28 protein-coding genes and 1 tRNA gene are annotated in these 23338 nt (G+C 68.4%); 17 read left to right on the top strand and 12 right to left on the bottom strand.

Annotation, left to right across the window (positions count from 1 at the left end):
* Positions 1 to 129 precede the first annotated feature (129 nt).
* Entirely contained in the window at positions 130 to 630 is a 501-nt protein-coding gene (locus Q333_RS0110360) for a GAF domain-containing protein (RefSeq protein WP_029416783.1), read from the bottom strand.
* A gap of 261 nt (positions 631 to 891) precedes the next feature.
* On the opposite strand from Q333_RS0110360, the gene Q333_RS0110355 reads away from it, so the two are divergent.
* From Q333_RS0110355 to Q333_RS17640, 4 genes are all read left to right on the top strand, one after another.
* Positions 892 to 2361 carry a tetratricopeptide repeat protein gene (locus Q333_RS0110355; protein ID WP_029416781.1) on the top strand — a complete coding sequence of 490 codons (1470 nt, stop codon included), beginning with the start codon at positions 892 to 894 and terminating at the stop codon, positions 2359 to 2361.
* A gap of 14 nt (positions 2362 to 2375) precedes the next feature.
* Positions 2376 to 3824 (top strand): right-handed parallel beta-helix repeat-containing protein, encoded by a 1449-nt coding sequence (locus Q333_RS16560; protein WP_035294183.1) that lies wholly within the window; start codon positions 2376 to 2378, stop codon positions 3822 to 3824.
* Between the two features lie 79 nt (positions 3825 to 3903).
* Positions 3904 to 4731, top strand: coding sequence for an outer membrane protein (locus Q333_RS0110345; protein WP_029416779.1), 828 nt, complete (start codon positions 3904 to 3906; stop codon positions 4729 to 4731).
* A gap of 124 nt (positions 4732 to 4855) precedes the next feature.
* Entirely contained in the window at positions 4856 to 5671 is an 816-nt protein-coding gene (locus tag Q333_RS17640) for a hypothetical protein (RefSeq protein ID WP_157072437.1), read from the top strand.
* 76 nt (positions 5672 to 5747) lie between these two features.
* On the opposite strand, the gene Q333_RS0110335 is transcribed toward Q333_RS17640, so the two are convergent.
* A tRNA-Ile gene (locus tag Q333_RS0110335) sits at positions 5748 to 5823 on the bottom strand.
* Positions 5824 to 6020: 197 nt separating this feature from the next.
* Here Q333_RS0110335 and Q333_RS0110330 point away from each other — a divergent pair.
* Together Q333_RS0110330 and Q333_RS0110325 are read left to right on the top strand one after the other, a co-directional pair.
* Positions 6021 to 6761, top strand: coding sequence for an SIMPL domain-containing protein (locus tag Q333_RS0110330; protein ID WP_029416775.1), 741 nt, complete (start codon positions 6021 to 6023; stop codon positions 6759 to 6761).
* Between the two features lie 257 nt (positions 6762 to 7018).
* The gene (locus Q333_RS0110325; RefSeq protein WP_029416774.1) at positions 7019 to 7717 is read left to right on the top strand and encodes a pirin family protein; all 699 of its coding nucleotides are present in this window, start codon (positions 7019 to 7021) and stop codon (positions 7715 to 7717) included.
* Here Q333_RS0110325 and Q333_RS0110320 read toward each other — a convergent pair.
* From Q333_RS0110320 to lspA, 3 genes are read right to left on the bottom strand one after another with little or no spacing between them, the layout of a single operon-like run.
* Positions 7714 to 8169 carry a PaaI family thioesterase gene (locus tag Q333_RS0110320; protein ID WP_029416772.1) on the bottom strand — a complete coding sequence of 152 codons (456 nt, stop codon included), beginning with the start codon at positions 8167 to 8169 and terminating at the stop codon, positions 7714 to 7716. The genes Q333_RS0110325 and Q333_RS0110320 overlap by 4 nt on opposite strands.
* Positions 8170 to 8227: 58 nt before the next feature.
* Positions 8228 to 8785, bottom strand: coding sequence for a DUF3035 domain-containing protein (locus tag Q333_RS0110315; protein ID WP_029416770.1), 558 nt, complete (start codon positions 8783 to 8785; stop codon positions 8228 to 8230).
* A 58-nt stretch (positions 8786 to 8843) separates the two neighbouring features.
* Entirely contained in the window at positions 8844 to 9371 is a 528-nt protein-coding gene (gene lspA, locus Q333_RS0110310; protein WP_029416768.1) for a signal peptidase II, read from the bottom strand.
* Positions 9372 to 10592: 1221 nt separating this feature from the next.
* Here lspA and Q333_RS0110305 point away from each other — a divergent pair.
* The 5 genes from Q333_RS0110305 to Q333_RS0110285 all read left to right on the top strand — a co-directional run bounded on the left by Q333_RS0110305 (position 10593) and on the right by Q333_RS0110285 (position 13215).
* Positions 10593 to 10958: an AtpZ/AtpI family protein gene (locus Q333_RS0110305; protein ID WP_029416766.1), complete on the top strand. Its 366-nt coding sequence runs from the start codon at positions 10593 to 10595 to the stop codon at positions 10956 to 10958.
* A 3-nt stretch (positions 10959 to 10961) separates the two neighbouring features.
* Positions 10962 to 11753: a F0F1 ATP synthase subunit A gene (locus tag Q333_RS0110300; RefSeq protein WP_029416764.1), complete on the top strand. Its 792-nt coding sequence runs from the start codon at positions 10962 to 10964 to the stop codon at positions 11751 to 11753.
* Between the two features lie 57 nt (positions 11754 to 11810).
* A complete protein-coding gene (locus Q333_RS0110295) occupies positions 11811 to 12035 on the top strand; it encodes a F0F1 ATP synthase subunit C (protein WP_029416762.1) in 225 nt (74 codons plus the stop codon).
* A 101-nt stretch (positions 12036 to 12136) separates the two neighbouring features.
* On the top strand, positions 12137 to 12700 hold the full coding sequence (locus tag Q333_RS0110290; RefSeq protein WP_029416760.1) for a F0F1 ATP synthase subunit B family protein: 564 nt from the start codon (positions 12137 to 12139) through the stop codon (positions 12698 to 12700).
* Positions 12700 to 13215 (top strand): F0F1 ATP synthase subunit B, encoded by a 516-nt coding sequence (locus Q333_RS0110285; RefSeq protein WP_029416758.1) that lies wholly within the window; start codon positions 12700 to 12702, stop codon positions 13213 to 13215. The genes Q333_RS0110290 and Q333_RS0110285 overlap by 1 nt, the downstream gene beginning before the upstream one ends.
* Positions 13216 to 13235: 20 nt before the next feature.
* On the opposite strand, the gene Q333_RS0110280 is transcribed toward Q333_RS0110285, so the two are convergent.
* The gene (locus tag Q333_RS0110280; protein ID WP_245591532.1) at positions 13236 to 13709 is read right to left on the bottom strand and encodes a DUF6789 family protein; all 474 of its coding nucleotides are present in this window, start codon (positions 13707 to 13709) and stop codon (positions 13236 to 13238) included.
* A 110-nt stretch (positions 13710 to 13819) separates the two neighbouring features.
* The gene (locus tag Q333_RS0110275; protein WP_029416756.1) at positions 13820 to 14752 is read right to left on the bottom strand and encodes an SDR family oxidoreductase; all 933 of its coding nucleotides are present in this window, start codon (positions 14750 to 14752) and stop codon (positions 13820 to 13822) included.
* A gap of 91 nt (positions 14753 to 14843) precedes the next feature.
* Between Q333_RS0110275 and Q333_RS0110270 the strand changes: the two genes are divergently transcribed.
* Positions 14844 to 15428: a TetR/AcrR family transcriptional regulator gene (locus Q333_RS0110270; protein ID WP_245591531.1), complete on the top strand. Its 585-nt coding sequence runs from the start codon at positions 14844 to 14846 to the stop codon at positions 15426 to 15428.
* Between the two features lie 4 nt (positions 15429 to 15432).
* Here Q333_RS0110270 and Q333_RS0110265 read toward each other — a convergent pair whose 3' ends face one another.
* Together Q333_RS0110265 and Q333_RS0110260 are read right to left on the bottom strand one after the other, a co-directional pair.
* Positions 15433 to 16689: a dipeptidase gene (locus Q333_RS0110265; RefSeq protein ID WP_029416754.1), complete on the bottom strand. Its 1257-nt coding sequence runs from the start codon at positions 16687 to 16689 to the stop codon at positions 15433 to 15435.
* Positions 16690 to 17006: 317 nt separating this feature from the next.
* A complete protein-coding gene (locus tag Q333_RS0110260) occupies positions 17007 to 18299 on the bottom strand; it encodes a M20/M25/M40 family metallo-hydrolase (RefSeq protein WP_029416753.1) in 1293 nt (430 codons plus the stop codon).
* A 102-nt stretch (positions 18300 to 18401) separates the two neighbouring features.
* On the opposite strand from Q333_RS0110260, the gene hemF reads away from it, so the two are divergent.
* The gene (gene hemF / locus Q333_RS0110255; RefSeq protein WP_029416752.1) at positions 18402 to 19289 is read left to right on the top strand and encodes an oxygen-dependent coproporphyrinogen oxidase; all 888 of its coding nucleotides are present in this window, start codon (positions 18402 to 18404) and stop codon (positions 19287 to 19289) included.
* 10 nt (positions 19290 to 19299) lie between these two features.
* On the opposite strand, the gene Q333_RS0110250 is transcribed toward hemF, so the two are convergent.
* Positions 19300 to 19989: a type 1 glutamine amidotransferase gene (locus tag Q333_RS0110250; protein ID WP_029416751.1), complete on the bottom strand. Its 690-nt coding sequence runs from the start codon at positions 19987 to 19989 to the stop codon at positions 19300 to 19302.
* A 112-nt stretch (positions 19990 to 20101) separates the two neighbouring features.
* Between Q333_RS0110250 and Q333_RS0110245 the strand changes: the two genes are divergently transcribed.
* Complete coding sequence (locus Q333_RS0110245; RefSeq protein ID WP_029416749.1) at positions 20102 to 20407, top strand: antibiotic biosynthesis monooxygenase family protein; 306 nt, start codon at positions 20102 to 20104, stop codon at positions 20405 to 20407.
* On the opposite strand, the gene rlmJ is transcribed toward Q333_RS0110245, so the two are convergent.
* Positions 20404 to 21222 carry a 23S rRNA (adenine(2030)-N(6))-methyltransferase RlmJ gene (rlmJ, locus tag Q333_RS0110240; RefSeq protein ID WP_029416748.1) on the bottom strand — a complete coding sequence of 273 codons (819 nt, stop codon included), beginning with the start codon at positions 21220 to 21222 and terminating at the stop codon, positions 20404 to 20406. The two genes, Q333_RS0110245 and rlmJ, sit on opposite strands and share 4 nt — an antisense overlap.
* A gap of 90 nt (positions 21223 to 21312) precedes the next feature.
* Here rlmJ and Q333_RS17635 point away from each other — a divergent pair, with 90 nt between their 5' ends.
* The 3 genes from Q333_RS17635 to Q333_RS0110225 are packed head-to-tail and all read left to right on the top strand — an operon-like array spanning position 21313 to position 22825.
* On the top strand, positions 21313 to 21465 hold the full coding sequence (locus Q333_RS17635; protein WP_157072436.1) for a hypothetical protein: 153 nt from the start codon (positions 21313 to 21315) through the stop codon (positions 21463 to 21465).
* 2 nt (positions 21466 to 21467) lie between these two features.
* Positions 21468 to 21806 carry a hypothetical protein gene (locus Q333_RS0110230; protein ID WP_029416744.1) on the top strand — a complete coding sequence of 113 codons (339 nt, stop codon included), beginning with the start codon at positions 21468 to 21470 and terminating at the stop codon, positions 21804 to 21806.
* A complete protein-coding gene (locus Q333_RS0110225) occupies positions 21806 to 22825 on the top strand; it encodes a DNA topoisomerase IB (RefSeq protein ID WP_029416742.1) in 1020 nt (339 codons plus the stop codon). The genes Q333_RS0110230 and Q333_RS0110225 overlap by 1 nt, the downstream gene beginning before the upstream one ends.
* Here Q333_RS0110225 and Q333_RS0110220 read toward each other — a convergent pair.
* Positions 22822 to 23268, bottom strand: coding sequence for an opioid growth factor receptor-related protein (locus Q333_RS0110220; RefSeq protein ID WP_029416740.1), 447 nt, complete (start codon positions 23266 to 23268; stop codon positions 22822 to 22824). The genes Q333_RS0110225 and Q333_RS0110220 overlap by 4 nt on opposite strands.
* Positions 23269 to 23338 lie beyond the last annotated feature (70 nt).

Genomic DNA, 23338 nt, shown 5'->3' with positions numbered 1-23338 from the left:
TGTCCCTGACGCCAAGAGTGACGGATCGACGCTCTCGCCGCGCGCTAGGCCCCGTTGTGTCCGTTGTGCCTTCGCTGTGATCGCTGTGATGAACCCCTTTCTGCGCCTCAGACCGAGACTTCGACAGGTTCAGGCGGACAGGGCGAACACCTTGCTTAGCAACCGCTCCAGCGCCTCCGCGTCCACCGCGTCGAACGCCGCCTTCCGCGTCGCGTCGACGTCGAAGACGGCGATCAGCCGGCCCTCGCGGTCGAAGACCGGCACGACGATCTCGCTCTCGGAGCGGCCATCGCAGGCGATGTGGCCGGGAAACGCGTGAACGTCCTCGACGATCTGGGTCCGACCGGTCTCCGCCGCGGTTCCGCACACGCCGCGCCCGAAGGCGATTCGGAGGCACCCCAGCGTCCCCTGATACGGCCCCACCACCAGCTCCCGCTCTTTCGCCGGATCGACGACATAGAAGCCGGTCCAGAAATAGTCCTCGAACCCGTCGGCCAGCATCGAGGCCACCGTTGCCATGCGCGCCACGCGGTCAGGCTCGCCCTCCAGAACGGCCAGGATCTCGGCCTCCACCTCGGCATAGCGGGCAGCCTTGTCGGCGGGGCGGTCGGTGCGGGCGACGTAGGACATAAGGATCACGGCAGAGGCGAAATCGGACGCGGCAGATAGGGGCCACGCGCGCCGAAAGCGAGCCCGTCGCTCTTCTGTCGCGCATAAACCGCTGAATTCTGTGGACGAAGCTTGGCTACGCCACATTCGGGCCATTGTGCGGCAACGCTTTGTCGCGGAACGGCGTTAACCATGATCGGAAGTTCACTGGACCCGAACGCAGGTTTGGGAAATGGTTAACGCCAGGGGCGTGGCTTAGGCGGATCGGGGAACGGGTAGGGCATGCACGAGGGCGAGACCACGACCGACACGCGCTCGCGCCGCCGCTGGCGGGGGCCCGCCGCCGCCGTCGGCGTGATCGCCGTCATCGCCATGCTGGCGGGATCGGTCGCCAGCTGCAGCGACCAGAACTTCTCCTTCCTGCGACGCGGCGACGCCGTCGCCAATGCCAACGCCTGTCCGCGTCCGCCCTCGGTCACCGGAGCGGAGTTCAATGCCCAGGAGGCGGGCCTGCGCCAGCTGCGCCGCGCGGCCTTCCGCGGCGACTTCTTCGCCCAGCTGGAGCTCGGCAATCGCTACGCCGCCCTTCGCGCCACCGACAAGAACATCGAGGATCCGATCGAGAGCGCGGTCTGGACCGGGCTGGCGCTCGCCAACGACGAAGGCTTCGCCCCCATCAACCGCGTCGATCGCGGCGGCTTCGGCGGCTGGCGGCCGGTGTCGCGCTACGACGACTGCCGCGCCTGGGAACGCCACGTCGCCTATCAGCGCCTCGATGGTCAGCTGTCGCGCATGACGATGGAGGAGCAGGCCGAGGTCCGAAATCGCATGATCTACGTCCTGTCGACCCAGGACGCCGACGGGTTCCGCACGCTCGCCCGACTGCATGACGCCCTCTACGGCCCGTTCGGAGAGCCGTCCGACAACCGCGAGGCGCGAGAGGCCCAGGGCGGACCCGGTGGTCGTCAATCCGACCCCCGTCGTCGCGGCTTCTACTCGGCCGTCAATCTGTTCCCGCGCAACGACGTCGACGCCTACCTCTACAATTATCTGGCGGTTCAGACTGGGGATGTGGGGGCCTACGTCCTGCTCAGGGACTTCGAACGCTCCACCCCCGCCCGCTCCCGCTACGGGGCCTTCGTCGAAGCCAAGGCCCGCCAGTGGGTCCCGCCCTATGAGTTCTATCCGAACGAGGCCCCGGCGTCCGGCGTGCCCTTCTCGGACGAGAGCCGCCCGCGCGGGGACGCCTATGAATATTCGCTGGGCCGCATGACCGAGCTGCCCTTCGTCCACGTGGGCCGCGCCCTGCGCTACCTCGGGGTGACGGAGACGGTCGCCGAGCGCCCCACCGACCTCTCGGCTCGCCAGATCCAGACACTGGAGGCCATGCTCGGGCACAACATGGAGTCCCGGCTCAGCAACATCGAGATGGTCCGCGCCGTCCAGCTGGCGGCCGTGAACGGCTCGTCCGAGGCCCAGTTGGTGCTGGCGGTCATGTATTCCGAGGGCATCGGTGTGCCGGCCGACTATGCCCGCGCCTTCCACTGGTATTCCCAGGCCGACCGGCAGGGATCGCCCGAGGCCAAGTTCGCCATGTCGACCTACTTCGCGCTCGGCGTGGCGGGTGTGGCCGACCAGGACAAGGCCCAGGCCGTGGCGCTCCGCATCGATTCGGCTCTGGCGGGCTTCGGCCCCTCGGCGTCGCGCCTGCAGGCGGTCCTCGCCCAGGTTTCTCGTTCGCAGCGCCGTTGAGGAGGAGTGATCCCATGAAGACCCTCGCCCTTGCCGCCTCCGCCCTCGCGCTGATCGGCGGCTCCGTCCTCGCAGCGCCCCAGGCCCAGGCCCAGACCGCTGCACGGGTGGAGAGCCAGACCCGCCCGAACTTCGGCCTGCTGCTCGATCCGCCCACGCGCCAGAGCCGGCCGCGCCAGGATCGCCGCTGGAGCCATGGCGCCCACCGCCCGACCTATGGCCCCGACTATCGCCCGCCCTACGTGCCCGGCGGCGAGGAGATCGTTCTTGTCGACTGCGGTGGCAATCCCGGCACCGGCGCGGTCGAGGCGGCGGTGCAGCGCGTTCGCCCGGGCGGCACCCTGGTCATCCGCGCCCGCAGCGGCCCGTGCGTCGGCTGGCTGAACATCGACAAGCCCATGACCATCATCGGCGAGGGCGGCTTCGACCCGCGCCGCTGGACCCAGAACCCGACCGCCACGCTCCAGGCTCCGGACGGCGTGCCCTGCATCACGGTCGCCCAAGGGGTGCGGCTGGAGCTGCGCGACATCGTCCTGGCCTCGCCCAACGGCGGGGACGCGGCATGCGTGGTCGGCTACGGCTCCGACATCGTCATGAGCCGTGTCGGCTTCCGCCACGTCGGCGACGAGGCCGCCATCTACGCCGACGGCGGCACGGTCGATCTGCGCGACGTCGTCATCGACGCCCAGACCGTGGCCCCTGCCATTGTCATGGACGGCGCGACCCTTAACGCCTGGGAGACGGTCGTCACGGGGGCCCAGTCCGGCATCGACATTACGCCGGGGTCGGGCGAACCCTCGCGCATCGATTCCGTGACCCTGTCGGGCGTCGAGACCCCCAACAACTTCGGCCCCCGCGCCATCGGCCTGCTGGTCCGGTCGCGCCGCGACTACGGCCGGGTCGAGGTCACCAACAGTCGCATCTGCGGCTATTCCGAAGGCGTGGCGGTCGAGGGAGCCTCGGTCTCCATCGAGGGCTCGCGCATCTGCCGTTCGGACAAGGGGCTGGTGCTCTACAACGGCGAGCTGACCCTGCTGGACAGCCGGGTCCGCGCCCGCACCATCGGCCTCGCCGCCGTCTCCGGCCGCGCGGTGGTCCGCAACAACAGCTTCGTCGGCGTGCTGGATGTCTTCTATCGCGAATACCGGGCCCAGATCGACGCCTCGGGCAACCGCGTCTGGTCCGACGGCCTGTGCCGTCCTAGCTATCGCCCCCGCTATCGCGACCGCTACGAGCCCCAGTGGACGCAGCGGCCCGATCAGGGGTGGGTCTGCGAATACTCCCCCTATCCGCGCGACTGGTGGGACGAGATGGACGGCGCCTACGGCGACCCCTACGACGACTATTTCTACACGCCCGACAACTACGGCCGCTTCCAGCAGGGCTACGGCTGGTACGACAGCTCGGGCCGCTACATCCACGACGACCGTTACCAGGGCGACCGCCGCTGGCGCGATCGCTAAGGACGGTGCGTCCAATCCGGGGCTGATCCGTATCTGACCCGTCAGGCCCGCTCCCGGGGCCGCTGGTAGGGTAAGCATCATGATCCGGACTTTCGTCGCGCTCGGCGCGCTCACGGCCGCCGTCGCCGCCACCCCCGTCGCCGCCCAGGACTGGAGCGGGGCCTACTTCGGCGGCTTCGCCGGCGCCCAGGTCCAGGACCAGGAAGAAAACGAAAGCATCCGGTTCGACACCAACTTGGACGGAACCTTCAACGACACGGTCCGCACCACGGCGGGTGCCGACGCCTTCTCGCCCGGCTTCTGCGACGGCTCACCGAACGCCAACAACGCCGGCGCTGGCTGCTCGGACGATGACGAGGCCGCGGGCGAAGTCGGCCTGCGCGCGGGCTACGACTGGCAGATGGGCTCCTGGGTCTTCGGCGTCGTCGGCGACCTCGGCCTGACCAATGCCGAGGACAGCGTCACGGCCTTCTCGACCACGCCCGCCAACTACGCCTTCCAGCGCGAGGTCCAGGGCCTGGCCGCCGCCCGCGTGCGCCTCGGCTATGCGATGGGGTCTTATCTGCCCTACGTCACAGCGGGCTACGCTTTGGCCCAGGTCGAGGACAGCTATTCGACCTCCAACGCCGCCAACAGCTTCACTCCGATCCGCAGCAGCGGCGACGCCGACGGCTTTCAGGTCGGCGCGGGCATCGAGCGGCGCCTGACCGACAGCGTCTCGGTCGGCCTCGAATACGTCTATTCGGACCTGGAGCGGAACGACCCCCTGGTCGTCCGCACCGGTCCCGGCACGGCCCCGGCGACCAACCCCTTCCTGCTGGTCAATCCGGCGGGCACCGATCAGAGCCGCTCCAGCGACTCGATCCAGCTCCACGGCTTCCGTGTGACGGGTTCGATCCGCTTCTGACCCTCTTTCCAAAGAGCGCCTCGGCCCGGCCTGTTCGCACAGGCCGGGCTATTTGTTTGGGTGGGGGAGGGCCTTGAGCGCCGAAGGGATGTAAGCATCACAGCCGAAGGTGAGGGATGCGACGGTGAAGGTCATGGGATCGTGCCTTGTTGCGACTTTCGCCGTCGCGTTATCCGGCTGTGGCGGTCAGACTGAAGCCCCCCGAACAGGCTATGCCCTGTGCGGCAACACAGGCGTTTACCGAAATGCCAGCGGCACTCTGCGCATCTGCGCCCCGATCACCGACGAGATCGTGCGTAAGGTCGGGGCTGACCTCACCCCTGAAGACGAGGAAGTCATTTTGACCTCCGACGGCGGAATGCAGACCTCCGCAATCGCCTTGGGACAACTCTTGGCTGACCGTGATGTCACCGTTCGAGTCCGACAGTTTTGTTTGTCGGCATGTTCGACCTACGTCATGGCCATGGCGGATCGGGTGATTGTCGACCCCTACACAGTCGTGGCCTTTCACCATACGGCTGCGTTCGCGCTGGACATCACCGCAGAGCGTCTGAACCTCCCCGAGACCGCCAGCCTGAGACAGGCCTCTGAACGCGAACGACAGGCTTATCGAAACGCGGGGCGTGACGACGAAATGCTCGACCGGATCGCCATGGCGGTGGAGCCGACCTGTGTGGGGCGCCGTACCGTCAACGGCCGCGACGAACTGATCATCGACTACCGCTGGCAGTGGTACATGCCTGATCGCGCCGCGGCAGAGATCATCTACGGCGATCGTCTGTCTGGAAGCTGGCTTGACGACGAGGACATGGCCGTCTCGATCTTCCGGCTAAGTCTTGATCGACCGAATGCCCGCATTCGCTTCGGTGACTTGCCAGACGGGCCGGTTGATATCGCGTCGGTCGCTCGGGCCCTGCCGACCTGCCCGACCGGAAACTAGACGAGGTCTAACATCGATGGTCTTGGCGCCCGGTGAAGCCGATACGGCTGATATCGGCTCGAGCAATACCAGTGGCTGGTAGGCCCGGCAGGACTCGAACCTGCAACCAGACCGTTATGAGCGGTCGGCTCTAACCATTGAGCTACGGGCCCCCGATGGCGTGGCCTTCGCCTAGCAGGCGTCGGGCCCGGACGAAAGCGGCGAACCTTTCGGCGATTTCACGCCGATGAACGGCGTCTGCAAGCGGAGCCGTGTGAGCGTTCAGGCGTTCACCGTCAAGGTCGCGTCACGGTCGAGGCGGAGAACACGACCGTCCCCGCAATCCCGTCTCCGAAAGGCTGTGTCCCTGATGAAATCCCTCCCCGCCCTCATGCTGGGCGCCGCCGTGATCGGCCTGTCCGCTCCGGCCGCCGTCGCCCAGTCCGCTCCCACCGCCCCGATGCAGGTCCACGCCATGGCCGCCCAGCCCGCGCTCAACCTGTCGGCCTATGGCGAGGTCAAGGTCGCGCCCGACATGGCCACCATCACCTTCGGCGTCATGACCGAGGCCCCGACCGCCCAGGCCGCCATGGCCGACAATGCGCGCCGCATGACCGAGGTGTTCGCCGCCCTGCGTCGCGTCGGCATCGAGGCGCGCGACATCCAGACTTCGGGCCTGAACCTGTCGGCCCAGTATGACTACGTCCAGAACGAGCCGCCCCGCCTGCGCGGCTATCAGGCGTCCAACCGGGTGACGGTCCAGGTCATGGACATCGACGCCACCGGCCGCGTCGCCGATGCGGTGGTCGCCGCCGGGGTCAACCAGATCGACGGCATCGGCTTCGGCCTGCGCGACCCCAAGGCCGCCGAAGACCAGGCTCGGGTGCTGGCCGTGCGCGCGCTGCAGGACAAGGCGCGGCTGTATGCCCAGGCGCTGGGCGTCGAACTGGGCGCCATCCGCTCGCTGAACGAGGGCGGTGGCTACCAGGCCCCCCCGCCCATGCCGGTCTTCGCCATGGCGCGCATGGAAGCGGCGGATGCGTCGACTCCGGTCGCGGCGGGCCAGCTGACGGTGCGCATCGACATCACCGGGACGTATGACCTGAGGTAAGGCGAACGTGTCTCCTCCCCGTCGGCCGCTTGGCCGATGGGGAGGTGGCTCGCAGCGAAGCGGAGAGACGGAGGGGTTCTTGCCGCCGTCAGAACCCCTCCGTCTGCTCGCAAGAGCTCGCATCCACTCCCCATTCGCCGGAGGCAAACGGGGAGGAGACATCATTCACCACCACAACTGTTGCAGTTCCCACCGCCACCCCTATATTCCCGTCCAAGCAACACGCGGCGGGACGGCCCGCCGCCGGAGAGACCACGATGATCGAAGTCAGACCCTTCGACAGCCTGGGCGGCGCCGACCACGGCTGGCTCAAGGCCAAGCACCACTTCTCCTTCGCCAGCTACTATGACCCGAACCGCATGAGCTGGGGCAATCTGCGCGTCTGGAACGACGACGAGATCGCGTCGAACTCGGGCTTTCCGCCTCATCCGCACTCGGACATGGAGATCATAACCTATGTCCGCGACGGGGCCATCACCCACGAGGACAGCCTGGGCAACAAGGGCCGCACCGAGGCCGGCGACGTCCAGGTGATGAGCGCGGGCACCGGCATCCGCCACGCCGAGTACAACATCGAGCCCGAGACGACCCGCATCTTCCAGATCTGGATCGAGCCGACCCGGCGCGGCGAAAAGCCCAGCTGGGGCGCCAAGCCCTTCCCCAAGGGCGAGCGGGCCGGGCAGTTCGTGGTCCTGGCCTCGGGCTTCGAGGATGACACCGATGCCCTGCCGATCCGCACCGACGCGCGGGTGGTGGGTGCGACGCTGAAGGCGGGCGAGAGCGCGACCTATCCGCTGGGCTCGGCGCGGCGCGGCTATCTGGTGCCGGCCAAGGGCGTGGTCGAGGTCAACGGCGTGCGCCTGAACGCGCGCGACGGCGCGGCGATCACCGGCGAGGACGCCCTGACGGTCACGGCCGTCAACGACGCCGAGATCGTGCTGGTCGACGCGGCCTAAGCGGGGCGATCCATCACCAGGCAGGTCGAGGTGGCGGTGGCGTAGAGCTTGCCGTCCAGGCCTTCGAGGCGGGCTTCCGAGAAGCCCGCCTTTCGGCCGACCTGAAGGATGGTGCCGATGCAGCGGACCGGCACGCCCTCGGTCAGGGCGCGGTGGAAGACGGTCTTGATCTCCAGCGTCGTATAGACCTGCCCCGGCTTCAGCATGGAGTGCACGGCGCAGGCGCAGGCCGAGTCCAGCAGCGTCGCCATCCACCCTCCATGCACCGTGCCGATGGGGTTGTAGACCGCCGTCGTCGGCGTCCCCTCGAACACCACCCGGCCTTCCTCGACCTCGGTCAGGCGATAGTCGAGCGTGCGTGCGATCGGCGCGGCCAGCTCCTCGCCCTGGAAGGCGAGCTTCAACTGCTCGACGCCGGACAGACCGGCCGCCTTCTCGAAGATGTTGGTCATGACGCCGCTCCGCTCAGTCCGTCCCTTTTAGAGACGGACGCTCGAACGACAAGCCGGGTTACAGCCCCGGCAGCTTGAACCCACCGCCGCGGCGCGGCTGAATGGTGATCGACGACTGCGTCCCAGTCAGCGCCCGCAGGCGCTCGGCCTCGGTCGTCGCGTCGATGGTCACCGCGCCTTGGGCCGTCTGCGTCTGGGTCGGGGCCTGGGTCGAGGCGTCGTCACGGCGCCAGAACAGGATGCGGTCGGCGAAGCTCTGTTCCTTGTGCGCCAGGTCGCCGAACTCGTCGTCGATGACATAGCGGGCCAGGGGATCGGCCCGGTCGGCGCCCGCCGCCGTCACCAGCGCCGTCTCGCCCGGAGACCGCGTGATCGACTGGCGCTGACCCAGCAGGATCTGACGCGCGGCGCTCTCGGGGGCCAGTTCCTGCGGACGCGGCTGGCCGGGCGCGGGCGGGCGCAGGCCGTATTCCGGCGGAACGGTCAGGGGGGCGGACGCCACGGTCACGAACTCGTCGGGCACCACCTTGGTCAGGCCGATGGACTGGCGCAGGCCTCCGCAGGCGGTCAGGGCCAGGGCGGACACGGCGACGAGGGAAACGGTCAGCAGACGCATGGTCGGTTTGGGCTCCGGCGCGAACGACGCAGGGTGAAGGCTCAGCAAGAGCGGGTGATTACGCCTTTTCGGGGGCCGCGCCAACGGCGGGCTTCCGCTCCGAGATCACGCTGTCGAGAATCAGCAGGGCGACGCCAACGGTGATGGCGCTGTCGGCCACATTGAACACCCACGGAAACAGCCCCGTCGCCGAGAAGTCGATGAAGTCGACGACGTATCCGAACCGGATCCGGTCGATGACATTGCCGATCGCCCCGCCGATGACCAGGCCGATGGCCGTCACCAGCAGCCGCCGCTCGGCCTTCATCGCCCACCACGCCAGCGCCCCGGCGACCACGATCGAGAACACGCTCAGGAACCACCGCGCCTCGCCCCCGCCGAACAGGCCGAAGCTGACGCCGGTGTTCCTCACCATGGTGAACGACAGCACGTCGGGAATGACCTCGGCGAACAGATATCCGGGCGGGATCATGTTCGCGTCCGCCACATCGACCGACCCCAGGATCATGGCCTTGGTGATCTGGTCGAAGACGACGACGACGAGGGCGAAGCCATAGGCCGCCCAGGCGATACGGGGGATGCTCATGGCGCTGGGGTTAGCAGCATCGGTTCCGGAAGGGGAGGGGGCCCGGCACGCCGTCCCTTCGGTCCCTCTCCCCGAGGAGTGGGCTTCAGGCGCGCGCTGACATCCCTTACTCCCGCAAGAGGAGAAGGAAGATGGCGCTGTTTTTCTCAATCATCCAACGACGCCCGGATTCCGCCAATGAATCCAGCGCCCGCTCCGTTTGCGACGCCGCGAACGCGCCCTCATTGAAACCTGCCTTACAATCACCTCCGGTTCCGTCGCCTGGGAAGGGCGCAAGGCCTTGCGAGCTTGTCGCGGCGGAAGCGGTTGGAGCGGGAGCTCCCGAGGTCCAACGATCGGAGGCCGTGAAGAGCGGTGGTCCGGCGTCCGGATCAAGGGGGTGGTTCGCGAGCCCTTTGGAGCTCGCGGCGATAAGGGCGTCGGCAGAAGACTGGCGCCGTTCAGGGGATCGGCTTTCGCAAGCACGCCGACCTTCCCGCCGGAGGCGTCAGTAGCGGCAAGGCTCTAACAGGGCCGTTGGTCCTCGGTCAGTCGGCTTCGAGCGACGCGGGGCCGTCCGCTTCCGGTCAGACCAGCCGCGCGGAGCAGTCAGCGTTCGCCGAAACAGCAAACCATACGGTCTCCGGGCGAAGGCCCGGCTGCTCCGCCCGCCCTTCCCATCCCGTTCACAGCGGAAGAGCGATGGCCCATGTCCCCACCCGCTCTCCGCCCCCTGGGCGGAGACAGGCGGCGGAGCCGCCAGAGGCGGGCCCGTGACCGCACACTCATCCAACACCACCTCAAACGGCGTCACAGGAACAGTCGCCCCCACCTGGTCTTCCACGGATCAAGTCCGGGGACTCGCCCTCCCCCTGCCGGGAGCAAACTGCACAAAGGAACCCGCCATGGCCCGCTTACGCTCCAATCGCCCCAGTCGGCCCCGCCCTTTCCGTCCCCCGTCAGCGCGTCAGACAGCCCAACTCGAGGCCCTGCGCGCGGCCGTCATGGCCCGCTATGACCTCTTCGCGGCCGAGCTTGCGGCGAAACAGGCCGCCGCCCTCCCCGAAGACACCGCCGCAACGTCGCACCCCGGACAAAACTCATCCGAAACAGTGATTTAGGCCTTCATCACGGCTTCTTGACCTTCCGCACCCCTCCCTATAGGTTCCGCGCCGAATTCAGACCCCTGTCGGGGCCCGCAAAACCTTGCGTGGCCGGGCGGGGCCAGAAGCGCCAGAACCCATGTCCACCCCACCGGAATCGCGCGAAGAGGCGATCGCTCGCCTCACTCGCTCCGCATCCGCGCTGGAAGCGGCGACCACGTCCGACAAGACCGCCGACGCGGTCGCTCAGGCGGTGGCGGGCAAGGCCTACCGGATCGTGGCCGAGCTGATCGGCGGCGTCCTGGTCGGTCTGGCGCTGGGCTTCGTCGTCGACCGCTTCGCGGGCACGACGCCGTGGGGACTGATTGGCGGCGTGCTCTTCGGGTTCGCCGTCTCGATCTGGATGGCGTGGCAGACGACCAAACGTCTGCAGGCCGAGGCCGATGCGGCCGGGGTGGTCCCTAAGTCCATCCCGTTCGACGATGAAGATGACGAGGAGCGATAGGCCTTGGCCGATCCGATCGAACAGTTCGAAGTGCACCCGATCCCCGGCCTTGAGTTCGGTGAGGTGACGCTGCCTGTGCTGGGCGTTCAGCAGATCGCCGTGACCAACGCCCACGTCGCCATGACCATCGCCTTTGCCCTGGTCGTGCTGTTCCTGACGGCCGTCACCTCGGGCGCCAAGGTCGTTCCCGGCCGGCTTCAGTCGGCGGGCGAGACCCTGTTCGGCATGATCGACGGCGTCACCGACTCGATCATCGGCCACGAGGGCCGGAAGTATTTCCCCTTCGTCTTCACCCTGTTCACTCTCGTTCTGGGCATGAACCTGCTGGGCATGTTCCTGACCTTTACGGCGACCTCGCAGCTTGCCGTGACCGGCACGCTCGCGCTCATCACCATCCTGCTGGTGATCGGCATCGGCATCGCCAAGCACGGCCTGGGCTTCTTCCTGCTGTTCTGGCCGACCTCGGCCCCGCTGGCGATCCGCCCGGTCGTCGGCCTGATCGAGTTCCTGTCCTTCCTGCTGCGTCCGGTGACGCTGGCGCTTCGTCTGTTCGGCAACATGCTGGGCGGCCACATCGCGCTGAAGATCTTCGCCGGCTTCGTCGTCTCGATGGGCGGCCTCGCCGCCGCCGGTGGCCTGGGCCTGCTCGGCCTGCCGGTCGCTGCCCTGTCGATGGGTATGGTGGTCGGCCTGACCGCGCTCGAGTTCCTCGTGGCCTTCCTCCAGGCCTTCGTCTTCGCCGTTCTGGCCAGCATCTATCTCAACGATGTGGTCAACCTGGGTCACGGGCACTAAGCCCCGGCCCAGCCGCTCAACCCCTTCCTCCAACCTCGACTGAATAGGAACACCATCATGGAAGCCGAATCCTTCAAGTACTTCGGTATCGGTCTGGCCACGCTCGGCATGCTCGGCGCCGGCATCGGCGTGGGCAACATCTTCGGCCAGTTCCTGGCCGGCGCCCTGCGCAACCCCTCGGCCGCGGCCTCGCAGGTCGGCAACCTGTTCGTGGGCGCCGCCCTGGTCGAAGCCCTGGGCATCCTGGCCTTCGTGCTCGGCATCCTGGCCTGGCTGGGCTAACGCCCACGCCGCTTCAGTGAAGACCGGCGGCGTTTCCTCTGGCTTGGGGAAGCGCCGCCGTCCTGTTTCCCCTTCCCGCAGACGGACGCTCGAAACGCCCTATGGCCGCTCCTGAGAAAACCGACGAACACGGCGGAACCTACGCCACGACCGAAGCCGCCCACGGCGGCGGCGAAGCCGGTGGCCTGCCCCAGTTCGACACCTCGGTCTGGGCTGGTCAGATCGTCTATCTGCTGTTCCTCTTCTTCGTCCTCTATCTCCTGATTTCGAAGGTCTTCGCCCCGCGCCTGCGCCGGGTGATGGACGAGCGCGCCTCGACCATCTCGACCGCCGTCGCGACCGCCCGTTCGGTCCAGGCCGAGGCCGCCGAACAGGCCGCCGCCGCCAAGGCCGAAGTCGAGCAGGCCCGCGCCGACAGCCGCCGGGTCGCGGCCGAGGCCAAGGCCCGCGTCGCCGCCGACGCCGAGGCCCGCCGTCAGGCCGAAGAGGCCGAAGTCAACGCGAAGATCGAAGCCGCAGAGGCGCGCATCGCCGCCACGCGCGACGCCGCCATGGCCAATGTCTCCACCATCGCCGCCGACACGGCCTCGGCCATCGTCGAGCGTCTGACCGGCAAGCCCGCCTCGGCCGCCGAGGTCGCCTCCGCCGTCAAGGGAGCCGCGTAATGCCCCACTTCCTCGAAGGCTATTTCTGGAACATCTCCAACCCGGAACTGTGGGTCGGCGTTGGCCTGGTGCTGTTCTTCGTGATCCTGGCGGTCGCGGGCGTGCCGAAACTGGTCGCCGGCCAGCTGGACGCCAAGGCCGCCAAAATCCAGTCCGAGCTCGACGAGGCCGCCCGCCTGCGCGCCGAAGCCGAAGCCCTGCTCGCTCAGATCCGCGCCGAAAAGGCTGAGGCCGAAGCCCAGTCCAAGGCCATGCTGGCCGCCGCGGAAGCCGACGCCCGCCTGATGGAAGCCGAGGCCAAGGCCAAGCTGGAAGAGGCGCTCGCCCGCCGTCAGGCCATGGCCGAACGCCGGATCGCCTCGGCCGAAGCCCAGGCCGCCGCCGAAGTGAAGGCCGCCGCCGCCGACGTCGCTGCTCATGCCGCCGAGACCATCCTCGCCGCCCGCGCGGCCGGCGCGAAGACCGACCCGCTGCTCGACGCCGCCATCGCCCAGATCGGGACCCGTCTGAACTAGTCAGGCGGGCCCCTCGGGGCTCAGTGAGCGGGGGCCGCCCCGCTCATGTCGCCGTGGTGGGCCCGCTTCCCGCGCTCCACCAGCCGGGCATAGACGTTGCCCAGCACGATGCCGAAGACGATGTGGGTCGCCAGCATCCAGGCCACGACGGCGAAGCCGCCGCCCTGGTTGAACATCCGGGGATCGCCGAACATCACGGCCCCGGCCATCATCACCACCCAGGCGACGACGGCGAAGACGATGCCCTTGGTCTCCGGCGTCTGGGTCGGCACCCTCGGACACAGCACGCCGAACAGCGCGCCCAGCAAGACGGTCCCCACCAGGAAGTGGGCGATCCAGCCGACGAGCAGATTGCCCTCCATGCCGATCAGGGTGGCGACCACCGACGGAAACGGCTGGGTCCAGGGACCCGTCACCACGTTCACGGCTTCGAGGATCGATACGGCGACGGTGGCGAAGAAACCCGCGACCATGCCCTTTTGTACGCGTGACATCATAACGACAGCGCCTCCCAACGCCTGCTTCGTTCCGATAACGCGCCATGCAGCATACGCCTGTCCGTCGCCGGACAGAATGTCGCGGGCTTCACAAGTCTGTGCTTCGCCTATGCGAAACGAACGCCGAGCTCCTGCTCCGTCATGTCGAACAGCCGCGCCGCGTCGGCCTCGACCAAGGCGTGCGGCTCCGCCTTCGCCGGCCCCGGCGGACCCTTCATCTCCTTCGCCTTCTGTGGCCCGACGAAGGCTCCCGGCCTGATCGCCGGATCGGTCGCCGCCATCAGGATCGGCAAGGCCCCGTCCGCCGCAGAATGGCTGATGAACGGCTCGATGAACGGCCGATAGACCAACTGCATCATCGCCCGGCTGACCGGCCGGCGCCCCAGCGGCCCCGACCCGATCAGCCCGGTCCTCGCATAGCCCGGATGCGCGACCACGCTGGTCAGGCCCCACCCATTCGCCTGGCTTCTCCGATCCAGCTCCAGCCCGAACATCAGCATCGCCAGCTTGGACTGCTGATAGACCGGCCAGGGCTTGTAGCCCGTCCGATAGTTCAGATCGTCAAATCGCAACCGTCCCTGCCGATGCATGATGCTCGACAGTTGCACCACCCGCGCCGACCCCGCCTTCAGCAGCGGCATCAGCCGCGCCGTCAGGGCGAAGTGCCCCAGATAGTTCGTCGCCCACTGTAGCTCGTGGCCGTCCTCCGTCTCCTGCCGGGGCTCCACCGCCATGATGCCCGCATTGTTCACCAGCGCATGGATCGGCGATCCATCCGCCAGCATCCGCTCCGCGAACGCGGTCACCGATCTCTGCTTCGACAGATCCAGCGCTTCGACCCTGAGTCGCGCCTTGGGCGCCTCGCGTCGGATGCGCTTCGCCGCCGCCTTGCCCCGGTTGACATCACGCACGGCCAGGACCACCTCGGCTCCCTTGCGGGCCAACTCCAGCGCGGTCTCGTAGCCGGTTCCGCTGTTGGCGCCGGTCACGATGACCAGACGGCCGGTCTGTTCGGGAATGTCGCGGGGGGTCCAGGTCATGGGAGCAGTCCTCTAGGTGTCCAAGCCGAAGTCGAAACGGTCGCTAGACATACCTGCACCGCGTGCAAATATGCAAGAGGTGCAAACCGCGATGGAACAACCCGGCCTGCGCGAACGAAAACGCGCCGACACCCATGCCCGCATCCATCAGGCGGCGCTGGCCCTGTTCGCGCGCCAGGGCTTCGAGGCGACGACGCTCGATGACATCGCCTCTGCGGCCGGCGTCTCGCGCCGCAGCCTGTTCCACTATTTCGGCTCCAAGGAGGACATCGTCCTTTCGACCAAGGCCGGCCTCTCCGAACTGATCGAGGCCGCCATCGCGCGCCGCCCCGCCGACGAGCCCCTGCTGGAAATGGCCGAGCACGCGCTCACGGACATGGCCCAGGACTTCCAGGGCCCCGAGGCCCGGGCTCTGGCCCGCCTCATCCACGATACGCCCGCTCTGCGCGCTGGGGACCATGCCAAATACGAAGCGATCGAACAGCGCATGGCAGCCGCCTTGGCCGCTCGCAAAGGCCTGCCTGCTGACGACCTTCAGGCCCGCGTGGTCGCGACCACCGCCGTCGGCATGCTGCGCATGGCCACCGAATCCTGGCTTGCCGCCGACGACGACCGAGGCCCGGAAATCCACGGCAAGGCCGCTTTCATGGCGCTCCGCCGCGCTGCCGCCGAATAGTCGCCTACTCGGGCGTATCCGCGGTCTCGATCGCCGCCAGCGACGGCCGCTCTTCCGCCTTGGCCCGCGCCACGGCCTCGGTCGCCCGCATGACCCTCAGCACGTTCTCGCCCGCCAGCTTGCGGATATCGGCCTCGCTCCAACCCTGCGCCATCAGGGCCGCCAGGATTCGCGGATAGGCGTCGACGCCCTCGACGCCCGTCGGCAGGCGCGGCACGCCGTCGAAGTCGCCGCCGATGCCGACGTGATCGATCCCCGCCACGTCCCGCATATGCTGGATGTGCGCCACGACGTCGGCGACGCCCGTCGCCGGCACCGGATTGGCGGCGTCCCAGGCGTCCATGCCGGCGCGCACAGCCGCTGGATCGCCGGGTTCCAGCGACCCGAGCCGCGCCTGTTCGGCCGCGCGGGCCGCGCTCCAGGCCCGGAAGGTCTCATTGATGAAGCCGGGGACGAAGGTGACCATCACCACCCCGCCGTCCTCGGGCATGAGGCGCAGCACGCTGTCGGGCACGTTCCGGGGATGGTCCGTCACGCCGCGCGCGGAAGAATGGGAGAAGATCACGGGCGCTTCCGATACCCGCATGGCATCGAGCATGGTCTCTTCCGAGACGTGGCTGAGGTCGACCAGCATGCCGAGCCGGTTCATCTCGCGCACCACCGCCTCGCCGAACGGCGACAGACCGCCATGGCGCGGAGCGTCGGTGGCGCTGTCGGCCCAGGACGTCGTGCGCGAATGGGTCAGGGTCATGTAGCGGACGCCAGCCTCGTGGAACTCCCGTAGCAGGCCGAGCGAGTCGTCGATCGAATAGCCGCCCTCGATGCCCATCAGCGACGCGATCCGCCCGGCGCGGTGGACGCGGACGATGTCTTCGGCGGTGGAGGCCAGCTCGAAGACGTCGGGATGGGCGGCGACCATGCGGCGGACCACGTCGATCTGCTCGAACGTCGCCTTGGCCGCCTCGACCGGCGTCAGGCTGGCAGGGACGTAGACCGACCAGAACTGGCCACCGACGCCGCCGGCGCGCAGGCGCGGGATGTCGGTGTGGAGGTCGGTGCTGGCGTCGAGATTGGTCGTCAGATCGACGGCGTGGGGATCGGATCCGTGACCCTGGCGGAGCGCCCAGGGCAGGTCGTTGTGGCCGTCGATCAGCGGCGTGCGCTCCAGGATGCGCCGGGCGCGGGCCTCATCGGCGGTCTGGGCGGCGGCCGGAAGAGCGAGAGCAAGGGAGCAGACGGCGAGCGTCAGGGCGCGGATCATGGAACAGCCTTTGTAAGCAAAATCGGCTTCACCAGCCTAGCTTGGTCGACGACGACCAAGCCAGCGATAAGCGAGCAAACCCGAGCCGCCCAAAAGCAGGCCTGCCCCGCCTCGGGCGACAAGCTGGGGCCAAAGCTCCGCCAGCAGTCCGCTTTCGGCCCAAGACGCCGCCAAGCCAAGCGCCATTAACGAGATGCCGATGCCGACAATCGTAACCACGGACGCTAGCCATCGAAAATAGCGCCAGGTCGATGCCGGAAGCTGTGAGATCTGGTGATCGCTGGGACTTCGACGAAACATGCGGCCTTGTAACACGCTCAGTCACCCAGGCTGAGCCGCCCGATCAGGACGGCCGCCCGCTGGGCCTGGCGGACAAGGCTGTCGAGGTCGGCCCATTCGCCCTCGGCATGGGCCCCGCCGCCGGCGACGCCGAGGCCGCCGAGCGTGTCGACGTCGGCGGCGACGAAGCCGCTGTCGGCTGCCCCGCGCCGGGCGGGATCGAAGGGGGCCATCTCGGACAGGCCGAGGTCGCGGTTGACCTGGTTCAGACGCCCCAGCAGGGCGATGTTGCCGGCAGTCGGAGCCATCGGCGGATAGCCGTCGTCGGCGAAGACCAGCTCGGCCCTGGTGCGTGGCAGGTTCTGGGTCACGATCCCGGTCATGCGGGCACGGACGCGGGCGTCCTGTTCCGGCGTCAGGGTGCGCAGGTCGCCGCGCGCGATGGCGGTCTCGGCCACGATGTTGGTCTTGCCCGATGCCTCGACGCGGAAGCCGTGGGCGTCGATCCCGGCCGGGGTGCCGCCGGCGATGACGCCGACGTTGTAGGTTAGGTTCGGCTCCGGCAGCTCGCGCCGAAACGTGTCCAGGATCCGCGCCATCTCATAGATCGCGCCATAGCCGAGCGTGTCGTTGAACACCCCGCTGGAATGGCCGGTTCGGCCTCCGGTCGTCAGGGTCCAGCTGGAGGAGCTGCGACGGGCGATGGTGCCGAACTCCGCGCCGTTCTCGGTGGCCAGGTTTTCGAACTCGAGCGCGTAGTCGGCGGCGCGGCCGGCCTCGATCAGGTCCCAGCGGGCGACCTCCAGCGGCGCGCCTGGCCGTTCCTCGTCGCCGGTCAGGAAGACAGTGATGTTCGAGCCTTCCAGCGTTCCGGCCGCCTGCATGGCCCGCAAGGCCGCAATGATGACCACCACCCCACCCTTGTCGTCGCCGACGCCGGGGCCGGTCGCGCGCGAGCCGTCGCGGACAAAGGTCTGGAACGGGCTGTCGGGCTCGAACACGGTGTCGAGGTGACCGATCAGGAGCACGTTCTTTCCGCTGCCGTCGTGCGTCGCGACGAGGTGCCCGGCGCGACCGGTCTGGCTCATGTCGATCCAGCGCACGTCGAAGCCCAGAGGCTCCAGCTCGGCCCGGACTATTTCGGCCGTGGCGCGCACACCGTCGGCGTTCAGGGTGCCGGAGTTCTGGTTCACCATCCGCTCGAGCAGGGCGATGTGGCGATCGTGCTCGGCGACGACGGTCGAGACGATGGTCCGCTCGGCCTCAAGCGTTTGGGCGAGGACCGGGGTGACCAGTGTCAGGCTGGCGATGGCGGACATAAGCAGGCGCATGGGGTGTCTCCGGAACACTGGCACCCTGACCGACGACGGCCCGGGGGTAAAGCGACGGGGCTGCGAGGTGACGGCGCGTCCGAAGCATGGTTCAACATCGCCATGAGCCAAGCCCACGCCGCCGACGCCCCGACCCTGGACCAGAAGAAGGTCGAGACCCGCGCCTGGTTCGAGACTCTCAGGGACCGCATCCACGCCGGGTTCGAGGCGCTGGAGGACGAAGCGCCCGCCGATCTGTTTCCGGGCGAGCCGGGCCGGTTCGTGCGCACACCTTGGAGCCGGCACGAGGGCGGCGGCGGGGTTATGGGCATGATGCATGGCCGCCTGTTCGAGAAGGTCGGCGTCCACGTCTCGACCGTCCATGGAGAGTTTCCGGCGGACTATGCGAAGAACGTCCCGGGCGCGGAGGAGGACCCGCGCTTCTACGCCACCGGCATCAGTCTGATCTGCCATCCGGTCAGCCCGAAGGTCCCGGCCGTTCACATGAACACCCGCTTCATCGCCACGACCAGGAGCTGGTTCGGCGGCGGGGCCGACCTGACGCCGGTGCTGGACGTCGAACGCACGCAAGAGGCGCCGGACACCATTGCCTTCCACGCTGGCATGCGCGCGCCCTGCGACGCCTACGATCCGAGCTGGTACGCCAAGTACAAGCAGTGGTGCGACGAGTACTTCATGCTGCCGCACCGGAACGAAATGCGCGGCATCGGCGGCATCTTCTACGACCACCATGACAGCGGCGAATATGCCAAGGATTTCGCCTTCACCCGCGATGTCGGGATGGCGTTTCTGGACACCTATTCCGCCATCGTGCGTCGGCGCATGACCGAGCGCTGGACGCCCGAGGAGCGGGAGGAACAGCTGATCCGTCGGGGCCGTTACGTCGAGTTCAACCTGCTCTACGACCGCGGGACCACCTTCGGGCTCAAGACGGGCGGGAATGTCGAATCGATCCTGAGCTCGATGCCGCCCGTGGTGAAGTGGCCCTAGGCTGACAGGCTCAACCAACCAGGAAACGTCCGATCCAGTCGCCCACCACCGCCCGGTCGTCCTCAGTTTTCAGGCTTTCGGCAGCCTGATCCACCACCGCATCCTCGATCCGCCCGCGACGGCCCTCGACTAGGGCGCCGGTGAAGGCGCGGCTGAACTCGGGGTGGGGCTGAAGCGAGATGGCGTCGTCGTCCCAGGCGAGGCCGGCGAACGGGGTGAAGCCGCTGGCGAGGATGACGCGGGCGTCGTCGGGCTTCACGACGACCTGGTCCTGGTGCGAGCACGACAGGGCGATCTCCGGCAACAGCGGGCTCATCCAGGGCTGCGCTTCGACCACGCGATAGCGGTGCAGGCCGACGCCCCAGCCGCGCTCGGACTTCTCGACATGTCCGCCCAGCGCCTGGGCCATGGCCTGATGGCCGAAGCAGACGCCGACGAGGCGTGTCCGACCGCGCGCGCGCCGGATCCAGTCCAGCAGGGGCGGGATCCAGGCATGGTCCTCGTAAACGCCCGCCGCCGAGCCGGTGATGATCGCGCCGTCGAAGGCGGTGATGTCGGGCAGGTCGCCGGCCTGGATGTCGAAGGCGCGGGTGTCGAACCCCTCGCCCAGCAACGCCGCGAACATCGACGGGTAGTCGCCGTGGGCGGGCGAAAGCGCGGCAGGCGGACGGCCGGTCTCCAGCACGGCGATGGTCGGCATGGATGCTCCGCGAGGTTGGGGACGAATGTCGCTCATGTAGGGCGCATGGCGACGGAATGCGCTAGAGGGCCCGCGTCGGTGCCGTCGCCGACCGCCAGACCCGAGTGCCACTATGGACGCCGATGACGCGCCCGTCGTCCTGATCAACGTCTTCAAGGTCCAGCCGGAGAAGCAGGACGAGTTGCTGGAGTTGCTGGCGGCCCTGACCCGCGCCCAGGTCGGGCTACCGGGCTTCGTCTCGGCGACACTGCATCGCGGGCTGAACGGCAAGACGGTCGCCAATCACGCCGTCTGGCGCTCGGTCGAGGACTGGAAAGCGATGACGCGCAACGAGGCGGTCGCCGCCGCCATGGGCCCGATCATGGCCATCGCGACCTTTGAGCCGAACCTCTACGAGGCCGGCGAGGTGATCGGCTAGGCGCGCCAGACCTCGGCCCGCGCGCCCGCGTCGCCGAGCGTGTCGGCCACCCAGCCGCAGATTTCGGTCGCCGCCGCGTCAGTTCCGGCGGGCGGGTTGACGATCACCATGGCGCAGCCGTTCATCTTCATCGGATCGGTCAGGGGCCGCAGCCGCGCCTCGGCAATCAGGGTCGGGGCGGTGGTGGCGGCGGCTAGCCGACGCAGGAAACCGTCGAAGGTCTCCAGGTCCTTGAGCGGGGTCCAGACGGCGACGATCGCGTCGGGGTCGGCGTTCACGATGGCGCCTGCGGTCTCGGCGGCGCGGAGGTAGTCGTCGGGGCGTTCGAACGGCGGGTCGATCAGGACCAGGGCCCCTCTCGCCTGCCTGGCCTCCGCCCGGACGAGGTCGTAGCCGTCGCCGATCTCGCCGCGCGCGCCGGGGAAGTCGCGCAGGCTTTCTCGCAGAAGGCCGGCGACCTCCTCGCGCAGCTCGAAGCCGACGTAGTGGTCGTCCGCGCGCAGGGCCCGGGCGATCAGGACCGGGGAGCCGGGGTAGAAGCGCACCTGGCTGTCCGGGTTCAGCGCCGCGACCTCGGAAGCCAGGGCCTCGATCAACGGCGGTCGCGCCTCGGCCGCCATCAGGCGCGCGACGCCGGCCTCGGCTTCGCGCGACCGCGCCGCGTCGCCGGTCAGGTCGTAGAGCCCCGCCCCGGCGTGGGTGTCGAGCACCATGACCGGCCCCGCGGCGTGTCGCGTCTTCAGCAGCCAGAGCACGAGAGCGTGCTTGACCAGGTCGGCGAAGTTCCCGGCGTGGAAGCTGTGGCGATAGTTCATGGGGCGGTGGTCCCGCGTCCGGACGACGCGGTCAAGGCGGTGGAACGCGCCGGCGGGTCCGCGCCTTTCAAGGGCGAGAAGGAGACGCCGATGTCCGACACGCCGCTGGATCGTTCCGAAGAGGTCGGGGACCTGGAGGAAGACGCCGAGACGCTGGAAGAGCGGGCGCGGCGCGACGGCGTCCTGCCGCCCGAGGATGTGGACGAAGACGGCGTCGGCCCGCAGACGGGCGTGGTTCCCTGACGATGGCTGCGTCCGAACTGACCGAAAAGCAGCGCACCCCGCCGGCCGCAGTGGCCAAGGAAGCGCAAAAGGGCCTGAAGCTGCGTGAGGAGCACGGCCGCGGGGGCACGGACGTCGGCCGCCGGCGGGCCAATCAGCTCAAGAATCGTGAGGTTGTCAGCGAGCGGGACATCAAGTCGATGTACAGCTACTTCGCCCGCCACTCGGTGGACAAGCAGGGCAAGGGCTGGGCCGACAAGGACAAGCCCTCGGCGGGATACATCGCCTGGCTGCTCTGGGGTGGCGAGGCGGGCAAGAGCTGGGTCGACGGACTGCACGCCAAGCTCGCGAAGGACGCCTGATGGCTGACGGCTCCGCCGCCTTCGCGCGCGACGTCGAGGTCCCGCAGGGCCTGACCTATTGCAGCGACCAGTTTCCCGGCCTGAGGCGCGTTCCGTCGGGCAAGGGCTTTTCCTATCGCGACGCCGAGGGGCGGCTGGTGAAGGACGCTGAGATGCTGGCGCGCATCCGGGCGCTGGCCATTCCGCCCGCATGGACCGACGTCTGGATCTGCCCGCAGGCGACGGGCCACATCCAGGCGACCGGCCGGGACGTGAAGGGGCGCAAGCAGTACCGTTATCACAACGACTGGTCCGAGCATCGGTCGGGCGGAAAGTTCGACCGGATGCCGGCTTTCGCTCGGCGTCTGCCGAAGTTGCGCGAGCGGGTCGAGGCGGACCTGGGCAAGCGCGGGATCAGCCGGGACAAGGTGCTGGCGACGGCGGTGCGTCTGCTGGAGATCACGCTGATTCGGGTGGGCAACGCCCAGTACGCCAGGCAGAACCGCAGCTATGGTCTGACGACGCTGCACAAGCGGCACCTGGAGGTTGACGGCGCGGGTTTGACCTTCGCCTTTCGCGGCAAGTCCGGGATCGAGCACAGGGTCAGCGTCCGGGATCGGCGGCTGGCGACCGTGGTGCGATCGATGCGCGAGCTGCGCGGCCAGCAGCTGTTCAAGTATCGCGCTGACGATGGGAGCCTGTGCCCGATCACCTCTGACGATGTGAACGCCTATATCCGCGAGGCGATGGGCGAGGATTTTTCCGCCAAGGATTTCCGCACCTGGGCCGGCACGGTGTCGGCGGCGCGGGCGCTGCGCGACATGGAGCCGCCGACCTCGGCGACCGATGCGAAGCGCAAGATCACGGTCTGCGTGAAGGCGGTTTCCGGGCTGCTGGGCAACACCCCGACGGTGTGCCGGTCGTCCTATGTCCATCCGACGGTGTTCGACCTCTATGAGAGCGGGCGGATCGGCGAGGTGCTGCCGGGGGCGGACGCCAAGGGGTTCGAGGCGGCGCTGATCCGGGTGCTGAAGGCCTAGGCTTGGTCCCAGAACGTGCGGCTGGCCGGGCTGATGGGGCGGCCGGCGCGGTCGTCGAGCTTGAGGATCAGATCGCGGAACTCGGCCGCCTCGCCGGGGCCGCGCAGCAGGCGGAGCGATTTGATGATGCGGGTGATGCGCAGGTGGTTGTGGTCCTGAGGGACCAGCCAGTGGCCGTTCGACTGATAGAAGGCGGCCATCCGGTCGGTCCCGGCGGCCAGAGCGATCTGGGCCAGGCCGGATGCGTGAATGGCCTGAACGTCGTCGGGCGTCAGGACGGGCGCGCGGCGGTTGGCGCCCGACGGCTGGTCCAGCGGGAACAGCCACTGGATGAAGTCATGGGTCTCCTCGATCTGGCGGTCGTTCATGGCGACGACTTCGAACACGTTGCGGCCCGCGCCGTCGTTGCCGGCACCCTTCAGGAAGTCGACGATGGCGCTCATCCGCGCGGCCTCGAAGGCGGCGCGGCGAACAGGCGGGAATCAGTCGCGGGCCCCATGACCCCCGGGTGGT

The sequence above is a fragment of the Brevundimonas bacteroides DSM 4726 genome, from assembly GCF_000701445.1.
Taxonomy (GTDB): domain Bacteria; phylum Pseudomonadota; class Alphaproteobacteria; order Caulobacterales; family Caulobacteraceae; genus Brevundimonas; species Brevundimonas bacteroides.
Note: the sequence above shows the minus strand (reverse complement) of the source record. Positions and strands in the feature narration are given on the sequence as shown.

Excerpts from the sequence above, each read along its gene's own strand:
- Q333_RS0110360 (WP_029416783.1), bottom strand. The coding sequence starts at position 630 with ATGTCCTACGTCGCCCGCACCGACCGCCCCGCCGACAAGGCTGCCCGC.
- Q333_RS0110355 (WP_029416781.1), top strand. The coding sequence starts at position 892 with ATGCACGAGGGCGAGACCACGACCGACACGCGCTCGCGCCGCCGCTGG.
- Q333_RS16560 (WP_035294183.1), top strand. The coding sequence starts at position 2,376 with ATGAAGACCCTCGCCCTTGCCGCCTCCGCCCTCGCGCTGATCGGCGGC.
- Q333_RS0110345 (WP_029416779.1), top strand. The coding sequence starts at position 3,904 with ATGATCCGGACTTTCGTCGCGCTCGGCGCGCTCACGGCCGCCGTCGCC.
- Q333_RS0110330 (WP_029416775.1), top strand. The coding sequence starts at position 6,021 with ATGAAATCCCTCCCCGCCCTCATGCTGGGCGCCGCCGTGATCGGCCTG.
- Q333_RS0110325 (WP_029416774.1), top strand. The coding sequence starts at position 7,019 with ATGATCGAAGTCAGACCCTTCGACAGCCTGGGCGGCGCCGACCACGGC.
- Q333_RS0110320 (WP_029416772.1), bottom strand. The coding sequence starts at position 8,169 with ATGACCAACATCTTCGAGAAGGCGGCCGGTCTGTCCGGCGTCGAGCAG.
- Q333_RS0110315 (WP_029416770.1), bottom strand. The coding sequence starts at position 8,785 with ATGCGTCTGCTGACCGTTTCCCTCGTCGCCGTGTCCGCCCTGGCCCTG.
- lspA (WP_029416768.1), bottom strand. The coding sequence starts at position 9,371 with ATGAGCATCCCCCGTATCGCCTGGGCGGCCTATGGCTTCGCCCTCGTC.
- Q333_RS0110305 (WP_029416766.1), top strand. The coding sequence starts at position 10,593 with ATGTCCACCCCACCGGAATCGCGCGAAGAGGCGATCGCTCGCCTCACT.
- Q333_RS0110295 (WP_029416762.1), top strand. The coding sequence starts at position 11,811 with ATGGAAGCCGAATCCTTCAAGTACTTCGGTATCGGTCTGGCCACGCTC.
- Q333_RS0110290 (WP_029416760.1), top strand. The coding sequence starts at position 12,137 with ATGGCCGCTCCTGAGAAAACCGACGAACACGGCGGAACCTACGCCACG.
- Q333_RS0110285 (WP_029416758.1), top strand. The coding sequence starts at position 12,700 with ATGCCCCACTTCCTCGAAGGCTATTTCTGGAACATCTCCAACCCGGAA.
- Q333_RS0110280 (WP_245591532.1), bottom strand. The coding sequence starts at position 13,709 with ATGTCACGCGTACAAAAGGGCATGGTCGCGGGTTTCTTCGCCACCGTC.
- Q333_RS0110275 (WP_029416756.1), bottom strand. The coding sequence starts at position 14,752 with ATGACCTGGACCCCCCGCGACATTCCCGAACAGACCGGCCGTCTGGTC.
- Q333_RS0110270 (WP_245591531.1), top strand. The coding sequence starts at position 14,844 with ATGGAACAACCCGGCCTGCGCGAACGAAAACGCGCCGACACCCATGCC.
- Q333_RS0110265 (WP_029416754.1), bottom strand. The coding sequence starts at position 16,689 with ATGATCCGCGCCCTGACGCTCGCCGTCTGCTCCCTTGCTCTCGCTCTT.
- Q333_RS0110260 (WP_029416753.1), bottom strand. The coding sequence starts at position 18,299 with ATGCGCCTGCTTATGTCCGCCATCGCCAGCCTGACACTGGTCACCCCG.
- hemF (WP_029416752.1), top strand. The coding sequence starts at position 18,402 with ATGAGCCAAGCCCACGCCGCCGACGCCCCGACCCTGGACCAGAAGAAG.
- Q333_RS0110250 (WP_029416751.1), bottom strand. The coding sequence starts at position 19,989 with ATGCCGACCATCGCCGTGCTGGAGACCGGCCGTCCGCCTGCCGCGCTT.
- Q333_RS0110245 (WP_029416749.1), top strand. The coding sequence starts at position 20,102 with ATGGACGCCGATGACGCGCCCGTCGTCCTGATCAACGTCTTCAAGGTC.
- rlmJ (WP_029416748.1), bottom strand. The coding sequence starts at position 21,222 with ATGAACTATCGCCACAGCTTCCACGCCGGGAACTTCGCCGACCTGGTC.
- Q333_RS17635 (WP_157072436.1), top strand. The coding sequence starts at position 21,313 with ATGTCCGACACGCCGCTGGATCGTTCCGAAGAGGTCGGGGACCTGGAG.
- Q333_RS0110230 (WP_029416744.1), top strand. The coding sequence starts at position 21,468 with ATGGCTGCGTCCGAACTGACCGAAAAGCAGCGCACCCCGCCGGCCGCA.
- Q333_RS0110225 (WP_029416742.1), top strand. The coding sequence starts at position 21,806 with ATGGCTGACGGCTCCGCCGCCTTCGCGCGCGACGTCGAGGTCCCGCAG.
- Q333_RS0110220 (WP_029416740.1), bottom strand. The coding sequence starts at position 23,268 with ATGAGCGCCATCGTCGACTTCCTGAAGGGTGCCGGCAACGACGGCGCG.